The sequence below is a fragment of the Streptomyces desertarenae genome (assembly GCF_042681365.1).
In the GTDB taxonomy this organism is placed as follows: Bacteria; Actinomycetota; Actinomycetes; order Streptomycetales; family Streptomycetaceae; genus Streptomyces; species Streptomyces desertarenae.
In genome coordinates this window covers 208,353-222,642 of record NZ_JBHUFU010000009.1, presented here as the reverse complement: position 1 = coordinate 222,642, position 14,290 = coordinate 208,353, and the positions used below count along the sequence as shown (strand labels likewise).

Here is a 14,290-nt window from a genome sequence, read left to right as displayed (position 1 = left end):
ACGCCTCGTCCTCCACGTGCTCACGGCCGTGTCCCCTTTCCCTGGCTGAGGACGACTTCGATGAGCCCGGCGATGGTCCTCTTCTGCTGCTCGGTGAGGGGGCCGTCGGCGCGGGCGTGCACCTCCCGGATCTCGAAGCGTCTCATGAGCTCCTCGAAGGTGTCCGGTTCCAGCCCCTCGACGATCGGCCGGAGCTCCCGGGCGAGCGCGACGGGACCGGGATCGGTGAAGTACACCACCTCGACCCCGAAGTAGTCGGCGAGGACCGTGAGATGCGGCACGCTGGGCACCCTCTGCCCCTGGAGCAGCAGGCGCGCCCAGGCCTCCTTCATCCTCCCGCCGGCCGTCAGGTCGTCGACCATCCTGGCGAGCGTCTTGCCGCACGCCGCCTCGTGCCGCTCGCGCAGCCGGACCACCCGCTGGGGGACGTACTCCTCCGGGTCCCGCGGCCGCAGTCTCCTGCCGCGGAGGAGGGAGCCGACGTTCCGCTTGGTCAGACCGGTCGCGGCCGACAACCGCTCGATGTCCAGGACGTCCTCGCGGGTCTCCCCCCTGCTCTCCAGGGCCCCGTCCAGGCGTTCCAGGAGGGCGCGCAGACGATCGTAGGGGTCGGTCCGGGCCACGGATCCTCCAAGGGGCGCGTGCGGTCGTCCGCCGAGACTACGGCCCGACGCTCGGACGGGGCTGTCCACGGACACGATCGTATGCGCCGCCCATGCGATCGAATTCAACCGGGGCTCCGCAATGACAGGTCATCTCATGTGGCGTGGCCGGTGGTCTGCGGGTGCGACGATCGTGGAGCGCCTGGTGCCGGATGAGCTGTGGGAGTTGTTCCAGCGGGTGGTGCCGCCTGCTCCGACCCGCCCGCAGGGCGGCCGCCGCCGGCACGGTGACCGGGAGGTGCCGGCCGCGGTCATCTCCGTGGCCACCTCGGGATCTGCGTTGCGCCGCAGTGCGGATCCCGAACCGTGGTCACCGTGCGCGGGGCCTGTCACCTCCGATACCGCTGCGCCACTGCAGCGAAGGCGGCCTTGGGTTCCCATTCCATGTCGGGGTAGGTCTGCCCCCGGCGCCCTTCGAGGAGTTTGACGATGCCCAGGCCGGCCCGGTCCAGATCGTCCCTGGGGTCGCCGTCCGGGCGGTGCGGGTAGCCGTGCGAGGAGAACAAGAACACAAACGCGCTGTCCACGCCCTCTGTCTCGAAGATCTCCAGCAGTTCGTCCAGATATGCGGCTTGGCCGGCCTCGTCGCGCTCGTATATGCCGTTGAGCCGTACAGGGGCCCTGGTCTCCGGATCGTGCTCGACCACTTCCAGCACCCGCCCACCTCGGTCTCCCGCGCCGCGGTAGGCCGCGGTGCCGAACCCGGTGATAGCGAGCGGCTTCGGGCCTTGGGCCAGGGTGTGCACCGCGTCCCGGAATCGGTCGGCGACGCCGGCGGAGCGGATCAGCTCGAACGTCACCATGTCGAAGGGAGTCCAGTCGACCTGCTCGAACTGGATGGATGCGTAGGTGAGCTTTCCCTGGAAGCGCTCGCGGACCGTGGCCGCGGCGTCGCGGAGGAATGTGTTGATGCGCACGCCGAGCTCGCGCATCGCTTCGGCCCGGCGCTCGGTTTGGCTCATCAGCTGCTCGACCCGCTCCTCGGGGCTCCCTCCGGGCAGGAATCCGCGGTTCATCACGCTCAGCTCGACCCCTGCGACGAACACGACTGCGGCCCCCTGCTGCCGGAGCCGTTCCGCTCGCTCGGCGCAGTCGCGGAAGAGCGTGAGGATCTGCTCCGGATCCAGCTCCAGCGGATAGGGCGAGAACCAGACCTCCAGGCCGAGCCCGGCGGCGGCACCGGCGGCTGCCTCCAGTCGGTCCGGGTCGCCGCCGATGATCTGGACCGCGTTGCAGTGCAGGTCGTCGCGGATGATGGCGAGCTCGCGCCGGACCGCCGCGAGGTCGAAGTGCTCGCGGGATGTCTGGCCATGCACGACGAATCCGGTGTCGTAGGTCATTCCTCTTGCTCGCACGGTGACGTCCTCTCTGTCGGTCCCGGTTCGGGTCGAGGCTGACAGTAAAAGTGCGTGCACGCAAGTTTGCGTGCACGCATTCTTGTGTGGAATGCTGACACCGTGACGACACCACCAGGGCTGCGGGAGCGGAAGAAGCAGGCCACGCGCGAGGCGCTACGCAAGGCGGCCCTGCGCCTGGCCGTGGAGCGGGGACCGGACCAGGTGCGGGTCGAGGACATCGCCGAGGCGGCCGGGGTCTCGCCGCGTACCTATAACAACTACTTCGCCAGCCGTGAGCAGGCGATTGTCTCCGCTGTTACGGCGGACCGGGAGGCGCGGATCGCGGCAGCGGTCGCAGCCCGGCCCGCAGGAGTACGCCTGGCTGACGCCGTCACCGAAGCAGTGGTCGGGCAGTACGCGAACACCGGTGAGCGTGAACGCGAGGCGCTGCTGCTGATCACCACCCGCACCACGCTGCGCGACGCGTTCCTCGATACCACCGCCGGTATCGAGCCCCCTCTCACGTCGGTGATCGCCGAACGCCTGGGCGATGCCGGGTCGCACACAGCCCGCGTTCTCGCGGCGAGCGTGGCCGCGGCGGTTCGCATCGCGTTGGAAAGCTGGCTCCGGCCGACCGGGAACACAGGTGCCGTCGAGAGTTTCGGCGCCGGAGGATTGGTCGTGCCCTCCGGCTCGCTGCCCGACCAGCTCCGCGTGGCGCTGGCCCCGCTCGCGCCCGCGTTCGACGCCGCCGAGCGACGAACCCAGCCGTGAAGTCGACTCAACCGGTCTGTGTGGTTCCTGCTCGACCCAAGACGAGGACCCCGACAATCACACCGCCGGGGTCCTGCTGTCCCTTTCGGCCGTACCTCGGCTGATCCTCATTTACAAGTCGTCTTGTTTGGCGAGACGGCGGTAGCGGATGAGGGTGCAGGCGATGCCGGCGGATGCCGCGAAGGCGGAGCCGTCGCCGCAGGTGGGCGTGGACGCAGCCCTTGTCTCCGCAGAGCTTGCCGGGCCTGCGGCGTCGCCCGCGGCGGGAGCGAACGGGCGGGATACCGCGCACGAGCGGGAGGAGGGCCTGGCCGTCGTGGGTGTTGGCGCCGGAGATGCCGACCGAGAGGGGCAGACCGGACCGGTCGGTGATCAAGTGGATCTTCGAGCCGTACCTGCCCCGGTCGACTTCGATTCGGGCCGGTCGGCTCCCCCTTTTTTCGTCGCCCGCATGGTCACCGAGTCGATCGCGCAGCGGGTCCGGTCCAGCTCGCCCCGGGCACCGGGCTCGTCCAGGACCAGGCGGTGCAGCCTGGCCCACACCCGCGCCCGGCTCCACTCGGCGAACCGCCGGTGCGCGGTCGCCTCGGACGGTCCGAACGACGCGGACGGCAGCTGCCGCCAGGTACAGCCGGAGGTGGCCACGAAGATGATCGCGGCCGGCACCTCCCGGTCACCGTGCCGGCGGCCGCCGCCGGTGCGGGCGGGTCGGAGCAGGCGGTACCACCCGCTGGAACAGCTCCCACAGCTCATCCGGCACCGGACGCTCCACGACCGTCGCGCCCGCAGGCTACCGGCTACGCCACATGAGATGGCCCGTAAGCGCCGTGAACAGGATTCCTCCCCCACGCACGATCGCAGGGAAGGGACATTCGTTCGTTGACGTCCCGCTCACCCACACAGCAGGATCCGGTCACGGTGGATCACCGTCCGCACACGCGGTGGTGCGCCCTTCCTCCTCGCCCGACGCCCGCGTCCGGCTCCGCCGGCGGACCGGCCGACCGCCTGCCGGCGCGGCTCCGTCGGGAGGACCGACCACCCACACCGAAGCGCGGGGGGAAACGGGATGCCGACCCTGGAGGAGCTCACCACCGGAGACGGCGCCCTGCTCCGCGCCGTGGCGGCACCGGGCCGAGGTCTTGCGTCCACGGCGCGCCCCCGGGCCCGCAAGCCGGCGGGGGCGTACGGCGAACGCACCGCGGCCCGGGTGATCGAGCAGGTGGGGGAGGGCGGTCCGGACCGGCGGTTGCGCCCCGGGGCGGGCCGCGCCCGGAACACGCTGGCCGTCCTGCCGGCCGGTAACGGTCCGCCCGGCCGCCCGCAGTCGGCGCTGCGGGCCCTGGCACGGGCCGGGGCCGTGGCCGTCGCCTCTCCCGGCGAACCCGGGACGGCCGTGGCCGAGGCCGCGCGGGAGGCGGGACTGCCGTTGCTGGTGCCGGCCCGGACGTGCACCGCACCCGAACTCCTCAACCGGCCGCTCCGGCGCCTGACCGACGCGCTGCGCGAAAGCGTCGGGCAACGCGACCGGCTGCTGGAGCTGTCGGCCCGGCCGGACCGGCAGGGCGGGGGCCGGAGCCGCTGCTGCGCCGGCTGAGCGCCCAGACCTCCAGCCGGGTCACCGCCCTCCCCGGCCGGGCGGGCCGGGAGTGGACCGGGCTGCCCACGGCCGTACTGGAGCGGATCTCCGCGGGACGGACGCAGAGCGCCACCCTGGGGACCGGCGGCCGTCACGTGCCGGCCTCCCGGCCGTCCACGGCTCCCGCGACCGGATCGCCCGCCTGTTCGCCGGACCGGAACCGGTCGAACCCGGCGTCGTCCCGCCCCACCGCCGGCGTCCCGGGGAACCCGAGGACGCGCTGCCCGCCGACGCCGACGTGCTGCTGTACGCCGGCGTCGCCCGCAAACCCTGACCCGTCCCCGTCCCCGCCCCCGCCCCCGGACGCCGGGCGAGGGCCGTGCGCTTCCGCGGCCGCCCGCCCCCGCAGGGCGTCGCGGGCCGGCTCGGACCGAGCCGGTCAGCCGCGGCGGTCGCCGGGGCCGTCCTTCCCCGGGGCGCCGTCCGCGCCGCTTCCGCCCGGCGACGACCACGGACCCCGGCCGTCGTCCGGGATGCCGGCCAGCTCCTCGACGTCGAAGACCCGTGCGATCGGCACGTCCGTGCTGCTGTGGGCGATGATCGAGAAGGCGATGGTGACGGCGATCAGGGTGAACGCCTCCTCGCCCTGCGGGATGCCGGCCTGGAGCACCAGCAGCCCGTAGACCACCGAGGCGAAGCCCTTGGGGCCGAACCAGGCCGCCGTGAGCTTCTCCTTCCGGTCGAAGTCGGTGCCCACCAGGGACAGCAGCAGCGAGGCGGGGCGGATCAGCACGATGGACAGCACCGCCACCACGTAGCCGCCGGCGGACAGGTCGCCGAAGAGCTGCGGGGTCAGCAGCGCGCCGAAGACCAGCAGCGCCGCGAACTTCGCCAGTTCGGCCAGGGACTCGCCCAGCGGCTCGAAGGCCTCCTTGGCCTGCGGCGCCACGGCGGCGATCACTGCGCCGGCGGAGAAGGCGGCGAGGTAGGGATTGGCGTGGGTGAGATGGCAGGCCGCGTACAGGATCACGCCGACGGTCAGCGGCAGCAGCGGCTGGAGCCGGGGCTCGGCGCCCAGCAGGCGGAAGTGGACCAGCCAGTGCACCAGCAGCGGGAGGGCCACGCCGAACAGCAGGCCGAGGAGCAGTTCGACGGCGATCGCCCCGAGGTCGGCGTCCTCGGCATGCCCGGCCGGCGCGGCGGCGGCGATGAGGACCAGGACGAAGGGCAGTGCGAGGCCGTCGTTGACGCCGCTTTCGATGTTGAGGAGCTGGCGCAGTTTCGCCGGCACCTCCTTGCGGCCCACGATGGCCGAGGCGAACACCGGGTCGGTGGGGGCCAGGACCGCACCGACCAGGAAGGACGTCGTCCAGTCCAGGCCGGCCAGGAAGTGGGCCAGCAGCGCGACGCCGGCGAAGGCCAGCGGCATGCCCAGACCGAGCGCACGGGCCGGGTTGCGCCAGGCCCGGCGCAGGGCCGGGAAGGAGACGTGCATGCCGTCGGTGAACAGCACCGCGAAGAGCGCCAGGTCGGCGGTGACCGCCACGATGTCGCTGTCCGGGGTGATGTGGATCAGCCCGAGGAAGCCGTCGCTGACCAGCGCGCCGCCCACCAGGAACAGCAGCGAGGTGGAGAGCACGGACCGGGCGGCCAGCCCGGACAGCAGCACGGCCACGAGCAGGGCGACCCCGAAGACCATGACCAATACCACGTGATGCGCTCCCCACTGTCGCCCGATCGGCCGCCGAAGTACCGCGTCGGCACTTTACCCGTGCCCCAAGCGGGCCGGAGCATGGACCGGGCGGCGGGCCCCGCCCCGCCCGCTCCCCGTACCGGGCAGCGCTCCGGGCCCGGGCCGACCGGTGTCCCCCGCACGCCCGGCGTGCCTGGCGGCCCGCCGGCGCCGCCGTGCGAGACGCTGGGCACTTCCCGTTCCGGCCGGGCACCGCCCGGCGGCCCGCATGGAGGGAGTGGCCCGTGCCGGTGAACCAGTACGAGCAGTACCTGCACCTTCCCGAACTTCTGAGGCTGCAGCACCCGCGCGCCGGGGAACTGGGGGAGGCCGTCGGCGCGTCCGAGACGTTCTTCATCGTGGTGCACCAGTCGGCCGAACTGCTGCTGCGGCAACTGCTGGTCGACCTCGGAGCGGCCGTCCGCGCCTGCGAGCGGGGCGCGCGCGAATGGTCCGACACCGAGACGGGACTGCGCCGCGCCGCTGCCGTGATGCGCATGCTGCGCGAGCACGTCGAGACGCTGGACCACCTGCCGCGCGCCCACTTCCTTGCCTTCCGCGAGTTTCTGGGCACTGCCAGCGCCGGCGAGTCGGTGCAGTTCGCGAAGGTGTTCGCCCTGTTCGGAGCGGGCGGGCCACTCGGTGCGCCGGCGCGCGAGCCGGGCCGGGGGAGCGCCGGGGGGCGAGCGGTCCCCGAGAGCGTCACCGCGGGGTTCGAGGAGGTCCGCAGGGAGCTGCGGCGCTGGCAGGAAGCCCACATCACCCTGGTGGAACGCCTGATCGGTGACGCGAAGGGCACGGGCGGGACGGACGGGGTGAGCTGGCTGCGCTCGCGTCTGCTGCCGGTCGCCGAGGCGGACGCCGGGGACGGTTCGTCCGCGCACCCGGAGGAAGGCCCCGCGTGACCGCGCCGGTGTGCCCGGCGCCCCGGCCGGGGCGCCGGGCACACCGGCGCGGCCGGATCAGGCCGTCCGCTGCCGCCGGGCCGCCATCACCGCGTAGACGATGACCCCCGCGAACAGGAACAGCACGCCCTGGTACACCGCCGCGTATCCGGCGCCGGCGACCAGCCAGACGGAGAAGGCGGCCGCGACGGACGCGACCACGGCGTCCCGCACCAGGCGCGCCCGGTCGACCGGCTCGCGCCGCCCCGAAAGGAGGTGGAAGATCTGCGCGGCGGTGGCCAGCAGGTACGGCACGGTCGCGGTGAACGTGGTGACCAGGACCAGGACCTCGAAGACCCTGGCCGAGTCCGACGTGTAGTTGTAGACGGTGAGCAGTGAGGCGAGGACGACGGTGACGCCGACGCCGACGGTGGGAACGCCCCGCCGCCTGCGCGCGAAGGCGGCGGGGAACAGGCCGTCCCGCGCCGCGGCGTACGGGGTCTGCGCGCTCAGCAGCGTCCACCCGTTGAGGCAGCCGGTCATCGACACGAGCGCGGCGAGCGCGACGGCCCAGCCGCCCCAACTGCCGCCGAACATGGCGTTCACGGCGTCCGAGAAGGGCGCGGTGGACCCCACCAGACGGTCGTGCGCGACCGTGCCGAAGACGGACAGCGTGCCCAGCAGGTAGACGAGCGCCGCGCCGGCGGTGCCGATGACGGTGGCGCGTCCCACGTTGCGCCGGGCGTTCCCGACCTCGCCCGCGCTGACGGAGGCGGACTCCACTCCCAGGTAGGAGAAGAGGAGGATGGCGGCGGAGGCGGACACCGCGCCGATCGCGCTGCCGTCGCCCGCCTGGAACGGGCCGAGGTTGTCCGGGTCGAAGAAGAACAGCCCGCCGACCGCGACGAGCAGCAGCGGCGCGAACTTCAGCACGGTGGTGACGAGCTGGACGGCGCCCACGTAGCGGGTGCCCGCGAAGTTGGCGAGCGCGGGCAGCCACTGCAGGACGAGTGCGGCCAGGCACGCGGTCCAGCGGTGGTCGCCGACCGGGACCAGCACGTCGAGGTAGCCGACGGCGGCGACGGCGAGCGCCGCGTTCGACACCCAGGCGGTGATCCAGTACGCCCAGGCCGCGAGGAAGCCGGCGAAGTCGCCGAAGGCCTCGCGGGCGTAGACGTAGGGACCGCCGGTGCGCGGGTCGCGCTCGGCGAGCCTGCCGAAGACCAGGGCGAGGGCGATGGCGCCGACGGTCAGGACGCCGAAGGCGACCAGGCTGATCGTGCCGTAGGGGGCGACGGAGGCCGGGAGCAGGAAGATGCCGCCGCCGATGATGTTGCCCATGACCAGGGCGGTGGCGACGGGCAGCCCGAAGCGGCGGGCGTGTCTGCCGGTGCCGCCGGTGCTGCCGGCGGGGTCTTCGGCGGGGACGGTGGCCGCGGGGATCTCCTGCGGGGCCGGAGCCGGCTGCGGGGCGGTTCCGGTGACGTGCATGGGGTGGTGCGCCTCTCTTCGAACTGATGCCCGGGATCACCGGGCGGTGCCCATGGTCGGGCATGGAGCGACGCTGCTCCAAATCGCTCGCTTTTGTCCTCTATGGCCCTCCCCGATGCCGTAAAAAATGAGCCATTGCGAACTTCGGGCCGTCGATCGTCCCGTGCCACCGAGGGGGCCGACCGGGGTCACCCGCGCGGAGGGTCGGGGAAGGACCTGTCGCCGAACAGGACCCGGCCGGCCGCCGCCCGGCCCGGCGGCGTGCGCAGCAGGGTGAACGCCGCAGCCGCCCAGGCCGGCGTCCGCACGTGGGCCAGTCCCCTGCGCAGCACGAGCCGTCCCCGGAAGCGGGCGCGCAAGGCGGCTCCGTCGTAGCCGGCCAACACCTCCGGTCTCCCGGTCCGCAGCGCGTCGTCGAGGACCGCGGCCGCGAACTCCGACAGCCGCAGGCACGGATCCAGGCCGCCGGCGGTGAGCGGGGAGACCGCACCCGCCGCGTCCCCCACGAGGAGCCCGTCGGCGCAGCTGATCCGCCGCAGTACGCCGCCGACGGGGATCGGGCCGCCGCGCCGCTCCACCGCCTCGGGGCGGTCCACGCCGGCCAGCCCGGGCGCTGAGGCGCCGAACCGCTCCAGGGCCCGGCGGAGACCTTCCGGGAAGCGGTCGGCATACCCTGCGACGCCGACGTGGGCGTGCCGCCCGTCGTTGACCACCCAGGCCAGGTAGCCGGGGGCGAGCGAGGGGTCGAGCACGCAGTGGAAGGTGGGCGGCTCGTCGCTCCCGGGCACCTCGAAGACCTCCTCGGCGCCGACCAGGAGGTGGCGGTTGCGGTCGAGGGCCAGGTCGCGGGCGACTTTGGAACGGGCGCCGTCGGCGCCCACGACGAAACGCGCCCGGACCGCCGTCGGCCCGCCGCGGCCGACCAGGCGGCAGGTGTCGCCCTGCCGGCCGGCGTAGCGCGTGGCGAGCGCCATCCGCACGCCGGCGTCGACGGCGGCGGCCGCCGCCGTCTCGTACAGGGGTCCCATGTCGCCCACCCGGTACTCGTCGCGGGCGCTGACCAGGCTGACCGGACGGCGCAGGCCGGGCGGGTAGAGCACCACCCGCCGGATCGGCGGGCCGAGGTGCTCGGGGGGCAGCGGGAAGTCGTCGAGCGTCTTCTGCACGAAGATCCCCGTGGTGCGGATCGCGCCGGCGAGACGGGCCCGCCGCTCGACCAGGAGTACGTCGTGGCCCCGTCGGGCGAGGAGCGTGGCGGTGTGGAGGCCGGCCAGCCCGGCCCCGACCACCAGGACGTCGGCTCTGGCCGCGGCCCCCAGGGGGTGGGAGTTGTCGGTTGCGTTCACGGTCCGCTCCTTGTCGGGGTCCGTCGTCGGTCGGCGCCGAGGGGCTACCGGACCGGGCGGGGGGCGAAGAGGCCGTCGGCCGGGGCACCGCCGCAGCGCTTCGCCGGTCCGCGTCCCCGGATCATCGGCGCTCTCCGGGCCGGCGGTGGGGTGCTTCTGCCACCGCCCGGGCGGGCACCGAGTCGGCGAGCAGGGCCGCGATCACGGCGCGCAGCGCAGGCACCACCAGCCGTCCCATCGCCTCTCCTCCATCGAAGAACGATGGAAAACTATCGAAATTCGATAGGCTCGGCAAGCTCGGACCATCGGTGAGGGGACTCCGGTGCTCCGGCTCCGGTGCGGACCCGCGGCCCGGCGCGGGAGACCCCCGCCGGAAACCGGGCGGGGAGGGCGGGCAGCGGGTGATCGCGCCGACCACCGATCGCGGCGACCCCGTCGGCTTGCCGGAGGCGACCCTGCCGGACCCCGACCGGACGGTGCCGGACCAGGTGGGCGAGGCCGCGCACGCCCCGGCCCACGCCATCGCCACCGACCGGCGCTTCACCGACCTCCGCCGGCGGGGCCGGCGCACCGTCCCCGTCGGCCCGGCCGCCGGGATCCGGCACCACCTGCTGCCGACGGCCTCCTGCCGCGAAGCGGACCGGTTCACCGCCGCCGGTGCCCTGGTGCCCGCCGCCACCATCGGAGGCGGCACCTACGGCTTCGCCCCGGACCGCGACACCCTGCACCTGTCCGTCACCGACGCCATGGGCCACGACACCGACTCCGCGCTGCCGGCCACCTCGGTGGTCGCCGCCCTGCGCGGCGGGGTGGTGGAGGAGGTCGCCCTCTGGGCCGACCTGCCCTCCGGCGTCCCCCTCACCCGCCCCCTACCGCCTCCAGGAACTCGACCTGTGCCCCGGTGACCGGCTGCTCCTCCTCACCGACGGCGTGCAGGAGCGGAAAGCGGAGGCCGCCTGGCCGGGGGCGGCCGCGCGGACCTCCGCTTTCCGCCGGGGGCGGGCTCCCGTCAGGCGCCGACGTAGGCCGCCAGGTGTTCGCCGGTGAGGGTGGAGCGGGCGGCGACGAGGTCGGCGGGCGTGCCCTCGAAGACGATCCGGCCGCCGTCGTGCCCGGCACCGGGGCCGAGGTCGATGATCCAGTCTGCGTGCGCCATGACCGCCTGGTGGTGCTCGACCACGATGACCGACTTGCCGGAGTCGACGAGCCGGTCGAGCAGACCGAGCAACTGCTCGACGTCGGCGAGGTGGAGGCCGGTGGTCGGCTCGTCGAGGACGTACACGCCGCCCTTCTCGCCCATGTGGGTGGCCAGCTTGAGCCTCTGCCGCTCCCCGCCGGACAGCGTGGTGAGCGGCTGGCCGAGGCCGAGGTAGCCCAGGCCGACGTCGGCGAGCCGGCCGAGGACGCGGTGCGCGGCCGGCGTCCGCGCCTCGCCTGCGCCGAAGAACTCCCGGGCCTCGTCCACCGACATCGCGAGCACCTCGCTGATGTCGCGGCCGCCGAGGCGGTGCTCCAGCACCGCGGCCTGGAACCGCTTCCCCTCGCACTCCTCGCAGGTGACGGCGACTCCGGCCATCATCGCCAGGTCGGTGTAGACGACGCCGACGCCGTTGCAGGTGGGACAGGCGCCCTCGGAGTTGGCGCTGAACAGCGCCGGCCTCACGCCGTTGGCCTTCGCGAACGCCTTGCGGATCGGGTCGAGCAGCCCGGTGTACGTCGCCGGGTTGCTCCGCCGTGAGCCGCGGATCGCGCCCTGGTCGATCGAGACCACACCCGCACCGGCGGGGATCGACCCGTGCACGAGCGAACTCTTGCCGGAACCGGCGACACCGGTGACGACGACCAGCACCCCGAGCGGGATGTCGACGTCGACGTCGCGCAGGTTGTGCGCCGTCGCGCCGCGGATCTCCAGCGCTCCGGTGGGCTTCCGCACCGACTCCTTGAGGGCGGCCCGGTCGTCGAGGTGGCGGCCGGTGAGGGTGCCGCCGGCCCGCAACCCCTCGACGGTGCCCTCGAAGCAGACGGTGCCGCCCGCCGCGCCGGCGCCGGGCCCGAGGTCGACGACGTGGTCGGCGATCGCGATCACCTCCGGCTTGTGCTCGACGACCAGCACGGTGTTGCCCTTGTCCCGCAACCGCAGCAGCAGGTCGTTCATCCGCTGGATGTCGTGCGGGTGCAGTCCGGTCGTCGGCTCGTCGAAGACGTAGGTGACGTCGGTCAGCGAGGAGCCGAGGTGGCGGATCATCTTGGTGCGCTGCGCCTCGCCGCCCGAGAGCGTGCCCGCCGGCCGGTCGAGCGAGAGGTAGCCCAGCCCGATCTCGACGAACGAGTCGAGGGTCTGCCGCAGCGCGGCGAGCAGCGGCGCCACCGACGGTTCGTCCAGGTCCCGGACCCAGGCGGCCAGGTCGCTGATCTGCATCGCGCAGGCGTCGGCGATGCCGATTCCCGCGATCTTCGACGACCGGGCCGCCTCGCTGAGCCGGGTGCCGCCGCACTCGGGGCAGGCGGTGAACGTCACCGCCCGGTCCACGAACGCCCGGATGTGCGGCTGCATCGCCTCCCGGTCCTTGGAGAGGAACGACTTCCGGATCTTGGGGATCAGCCCCTCGTAGGTGAGGTTCACGCCCTCGACCTTCACCTTGGTCGGCTCGCGGTGGAGGAAGTCGTGCATCTCCTTCGCGGTGTACTCGCGGATCGGCTTGTCCGGGTCGAGGAAGCCCGACTCGGCGTAGAGCCGCACGGTCCACCAACTGTCCGACTTCCAGCCGGGGATGGTGAACGCGCCCTCGGCGATCGACTTGGAGTCGTCGTAGAGCTGGGTGAGGTCGATGTCGGAGACCGTTCCCCGGCCCTCGCAGCGCGGACACATGCCGCCGGTGCGGCTGTAGGTCGCCTTCACGGGCTTGCCGGCGCCGCGCTCGACCGTGATCGCACCGCTCGCCCGGACCGAGGCGACGTTGAAGGCGAACGCGCTGGGCGGGCCGATGTGCGGCTGCCCGAGCCGGCTGAAGAGGATGCGCAGCATCGCGTTGGCGTCGGTGACGGTGCCGACCGTGGAGCGGGGATCGGCGCCCATCCGCTGCTGGTCGACGATGATCGCGGTCGTCAGCCCTTCGAGCACGTCGACCTCCGGCCGTGCCGGCGTCGGCATGAACCCCTGGACGAAGGCGCTGTAGGTCTCGTTGATCAGCCGCTGCGACTCCGCGGCGATCGTGCCGAACACCAGGGAGCTCTTGCCCGAGCCGGAGACGCCGGTGAACACCGTCAGCCGGCGTTTGGGGATCTCGACGCTGACGTCCTTGAGGTTGTTCACGCGCGCGCCGTGCACGCGGATCAGTGCGTGGCTGTCGGCGACGTGCGGCGCGAACGGCTGCGTGTCCGTCCTCGTGGCCCTGCTCATCGTGTCTCCATCTGTCGGGCGGAGCCGCCTCCGCGGCCCCGTCGGTGCCGCCCGGCTCGGTCCGGGCGGCCTCGGGCAGTGTGTCGGGCAGTGCGTCGGGCTCCCGCGCCGGCGCGGTCGCGGCGGGCCGGTGCCCGGCGGCGGGGCGAGCCGGGCGCGGGAGCGGGGTTCGGTGTCGTCGGCCCTGGAGCGGTTCGCCGTCGGCCCCGCGCGCGGCCTGCTGCGCGGTGCCCCCGCGCGGGACGTGGCCGCGGTCGCCGGAGGGCTCAGCGCGGTTCGCCGGTCCGTGTCCGGTCGCCCGCGGAGGCGCGGTCGCGCACTTCCCGCGGCCGGCCGGCGGGACCGGCCGCGGGCCGGCGCATCGCGCCGCTTCCGACGGCGTCGTGGGCCTCGAAGCCGAGGACGTCCCGGTGGAGGGCCGGGGAGGCGTCCGGGGCGCCGTGCGGGAGGACGGCCGAGCGGAGGGTGATGTCCATGGCGATCACGCTAGGTGCGCTCCCGCGGCCTGCGCTTCTCGATTCCTGACCGGTCCGGTCACCTGCTTCGCCACGCACGACGGCATCCCGGCGGTCGCGTCCGCCGCCAGGCGCCGGTAGGCGCCGGGCGGCATGCCGCCCGGCTCGGTGAAGCGGGTGCCGAAGATGCCCGGTGACGAGCAGCCGACCGCGAGGCGGAACTCGGTGACGCCGAGGTCCCCCCGGCGCAGCAGCGCCATCGCCCGCTCGACGCGGCGCGTCATCAGGCAGGCGTACGGGGATTCGCCGCAGGCGAGCCGGAACTGGCGGCTCAGGTGCCCGGCCGACATGTTCACGCCGCGGGCGAGCGCCTCGGTGTCCGGCGGCTGCGCACACCCCCGGCCGATCCGGTCGCGGACGCGGCGCAGCCTCGCGAGACCGCGGAGGTGCCGTGCTGCTGCGGGTCTGCTGCTCACCCGGGCGATCGTGCCACGCGGCGCCGGAGTTGCCCAGCGCCGCGGGCCCGCCGGTCCGTCGGCACGACGGTGGCGCGGGCCGTGCCCGGCGCGGCTGCGGACGCCCCGCCGGGCGCCGCGGCGGCACCTCGGGGCCCGGGAACGGGCCGGGGCCCGC

General features: G+C 73.8%; 14 protein-coding genes and 1 pseudogene. 6 read left to right on the top strand and 9 right to left on the bottom strand.

The window, feature by feature from the left end; translation table 11 throughout:
* Window positions 1-20 precede the first annotated feature (20 nt).
* Both ACFSJS_RS17060 and ACFSJS_RS17055 read right to left on the bottom strand, forming a co-directional pair.
* On the bottom strand, window positions 21-623 hold the full coding sequence (locus tag ACFSJS_RS17060) for a hypothetical protein (protein WP_380901191.1): 603 nt from the start codon (window positions 621-623) through the stop codon (window positions 21-23).
* Between the two features lie 368 nt (window positions 624-991).
* Entirely contained in the window at window positions 992-2,002 is a 1,011-nt protein-coding gene (locus ACFSJS_RS17055) for a hypothetical protein (RefSeq protein WP_380901189.1), read from the bottom strand.
* Window positions 2,003-2,119: 117 nt separating this feature from the next.
* Between ACFSJS_RS17055 and ACFSJS_RS17050 the strand changes: the two genes are divergently transcribed.
* A complete protein-coding gene (locus tag ACFSJS_RS17050; protein WP_380901187.1) occupies window positions 2,120-2,773 on the top strand; it encodes a TetR/AcrR family transcriptional regulator in 654 nt (217 codons plus the stop codon).
* Between the two features lie 118 nt (window positions 2,774-2,891).
* Here the strand turns inward: ACFSJS_RS17050 and ACFSJS_RS17045 are convergent.
* Window positions 2,892-3,545: pseudogene (locus ACFSJS_RS17045) on the bottom strand (IS5 family transposase); the annotation flags it as partial.
* A 294-nt stretch (window positions 3,546-3,839) separates the two neighbouring features.
* On the opposite strand from ACFSJS_RS17045, the gene ACFSJS_RS17040 reads away from it, so the two are divergent.
* Together ACFSJS_RS17040 and ACFSJS_RS17035 are read left to right on the top strand one after the other, a co-directional pair.
* The gene (locus ACFSJS_RS17040) at window positions 3,840-4,367 is read left to right on the top strand and encodes a hypothetical protein (protein ID WP_380901185.1); all 528 of its coding nucleotides are present in this window, start codon (window positions 3,840-3,842) and stop codon (window positions 4,365-4,367) included.
* Between the two features lie 52 nt (window positions 4,368-4,419).
* Window positions 4,420-4,683, top strand: a complete 264-nt coding sequence (locus tag ACFSJS_RS17035) for an SAM-dependent methyltransferase (RefSeq protein ID WP_380901183.1) — start codon at window positions 4,420-4,422, stop codon at window positions 4,681-4,683.
* A 105-nt stretch (window positions 4,684-4,788) separates the two neighbouring features.
* Here the strand turns inward: ACFSJS_RS17035 and ACFSJS_RS17030 are convergent, their stop codons facing one another.
* Window positions 4,789-6,060: a cation:proton antiporter gene (locus ACFSJS_RS17030; RefSeq protein WP_380901181.1), complete on the bottom strand. Its 1,272-nt coding sequence runs from the start codon at window positions 6,058-6,060 to the stop codon at window positions 4,789-4,791.
* A 266-nt stretch (window positions 6,061-6,326) separates the two neighbouring features.
* On the opposite strand from ACFSJS_RS17030, the gene ACFSJS_RS17025 reads away from it, so the two are divergent.
* Window positions 6,327-6,986 (top strand): tryptophan 2,3-dioxygenase family protein, encoded by a 660-nt coding sequence (locus ACFSJS_RS17025; protein ID WP_380901179.1) that lies wholly within the window; start codon window positions 6,327-6,329, stop codon window positions 6,984-6,986.
* Between the two features lie 57 nt (window positions 6,987-7,043).
* On the opposite strand, the gene ACFSJS_RS17020 is transcribed toward ACFSJS_RS17025, so the two are convergent.
* Window positions 7,044-8,456 (bottom strand): amino acid permease, encoded by a 1,413-nt coding sequence (locus ACFSJS_RS17020; RefSeq protein ID WP_380901177.1) that lies wholly within the window; start codon window positions 8,454-8,456, stop codon window positions 7,044-7,046.
* A gap of 188 nt (window positions 8,457-8,644) precedes the next feature.
* The gene (locus tag ACFSJS_RS17015; RefSeq protein WP_380901175.1) at window positions 8,645-9,802 is read right to left on the bottom strand and encodes an FAD-dependent oxidoreductase; all 1,158 of its coding nucleotides are present in this window, start codon (window positions 9,800-9,802) and stop codon (window positions 8,645-8,647) included.
* Window positions 9,803-10,203: 401 nt separating this feature from the next.
* Here ACFSJS_RS17015 and ACFSJS_RS17010 point away from each other — a divergent pair, with 401 nt between their 5' ends.
* Together ACFSJS_RS17010 and ACFSJS_RS17005 are read left to right on the top strand one after the other, a co-directional pair.
* A complete protein-coding gene (locus tag ACFSJS_RS17010) occupies window positions 10,204-10,707 on the top strand; it encodes a hypothetical protein (RefSeq protein ID WP_380901173.1) in 504 nt (167 codons plus the stop codon).
* Window positions 10,694-10,849: a hypothetical protein gene (locus ACFSJS_RS17005; protein WP_380901301.1), complete on the top strand. Its 156-nt coding sequence runs from the start codon at window positions 10,694-10,696 to the stop codon at window positions 10,847-10,849. The genes ACFSJS_RS17010 and ACFSJS_RS17005 overlap by 14 nt, the downstream gene beginning before the upstream one ends.
* Here ACFSJS_RS17005 and ACFSJS_RS17000 read toward each other — a convergent pair.
* The 3 genes from ACFSJS_RS17000 to ACFSJS_RS16990 all read right to left on the bottom strand — a co-directional run bounded on the left by ACFSJS_RS17000 (window position 10,812) and on the right by ACFSJS_RS16990 (window position 14,133).
* A complete protein-coding gene (locus ACFSJS_RS17000; protein WP_380901171.1) occupies window positions 10,812-13,202 on the bottom strand; it encodes an ATP-binding cassette domain-containing protein in 2,391 nt (796 codons plus the stop codon). The two genes, ACFSJS_RS17005 and ACFSJS_RS17000, sit on opposite strands and share 38 nt — an antisense overlap.
* 266 nt (window positions 13,203-13,468) lie before the next feature.
* Window positions 13,469-13,678 (bottom strand): hypothetical protein, encoded by a 210-nt coding sequence (locus ACFSJS_RS16995; protein ID WP_380901169.1) that lies wholly within the window; start codon window positions 13,676-13,678, stop codon window positions 13,469-13,471.
* A gap of 5 nt (window positions 13,679-13,683) precedes the next feature.
* Window positions 13,684-14,133, bottom strand: a complete 450-nt coding sequence (locus tag ACFSJS_RS16990; protein WP_380901167.1) for a helix-turn-helix transcriptional regulator — start codon at window positions 14,131-14,133, stop codon at window positions 13,684-13,686.
* Between the last annotated feature and the right edge of the window lie 157 nt (window positions 14,134-14,290).

Excerpts from the sequence above, each read along its gene's own strand:
- ACFSJS_RS17055 (WP_380901189.1), bottom strand. The coding sequence starts at position 2,002 with ATGACCTACGACACCGGATTCGTCGTGCATGGCCAGACATCCCGCGAG.
- ACFSJS_RS17040 (WP_380901185.1), top strand. The coding sequence starts at position 3,840 with ATGCCGACCCTGGAGGAGCTCACCACCGGAGACGGCGCCCTGCTCCGC.
- ACFSJS_RS17020 (WP_380901177.1), bottom strand. The coding sequence starts at position 8,456 with ATGCACGTCACCGGAACCGCCCCGCAGCCGGCTCCGGCCCCGCAGGAG.
- ACFSJS_RS17000 (WP_380901171.1), bottom strand. The coding sequence starts at position 13,202 with ATGAGCAGGGCCACGAGGACGGACACGCAGCCGTTCGCGCCGCACGTC.
- ACFSJS_RS16995 (WP_380901169.1), bottom strand. The coding sequence starts at position 13,678 with ATGGACATCACCCTCCGCTCGGCCGTCCTCCCGCACGGCGCCCCGGAC.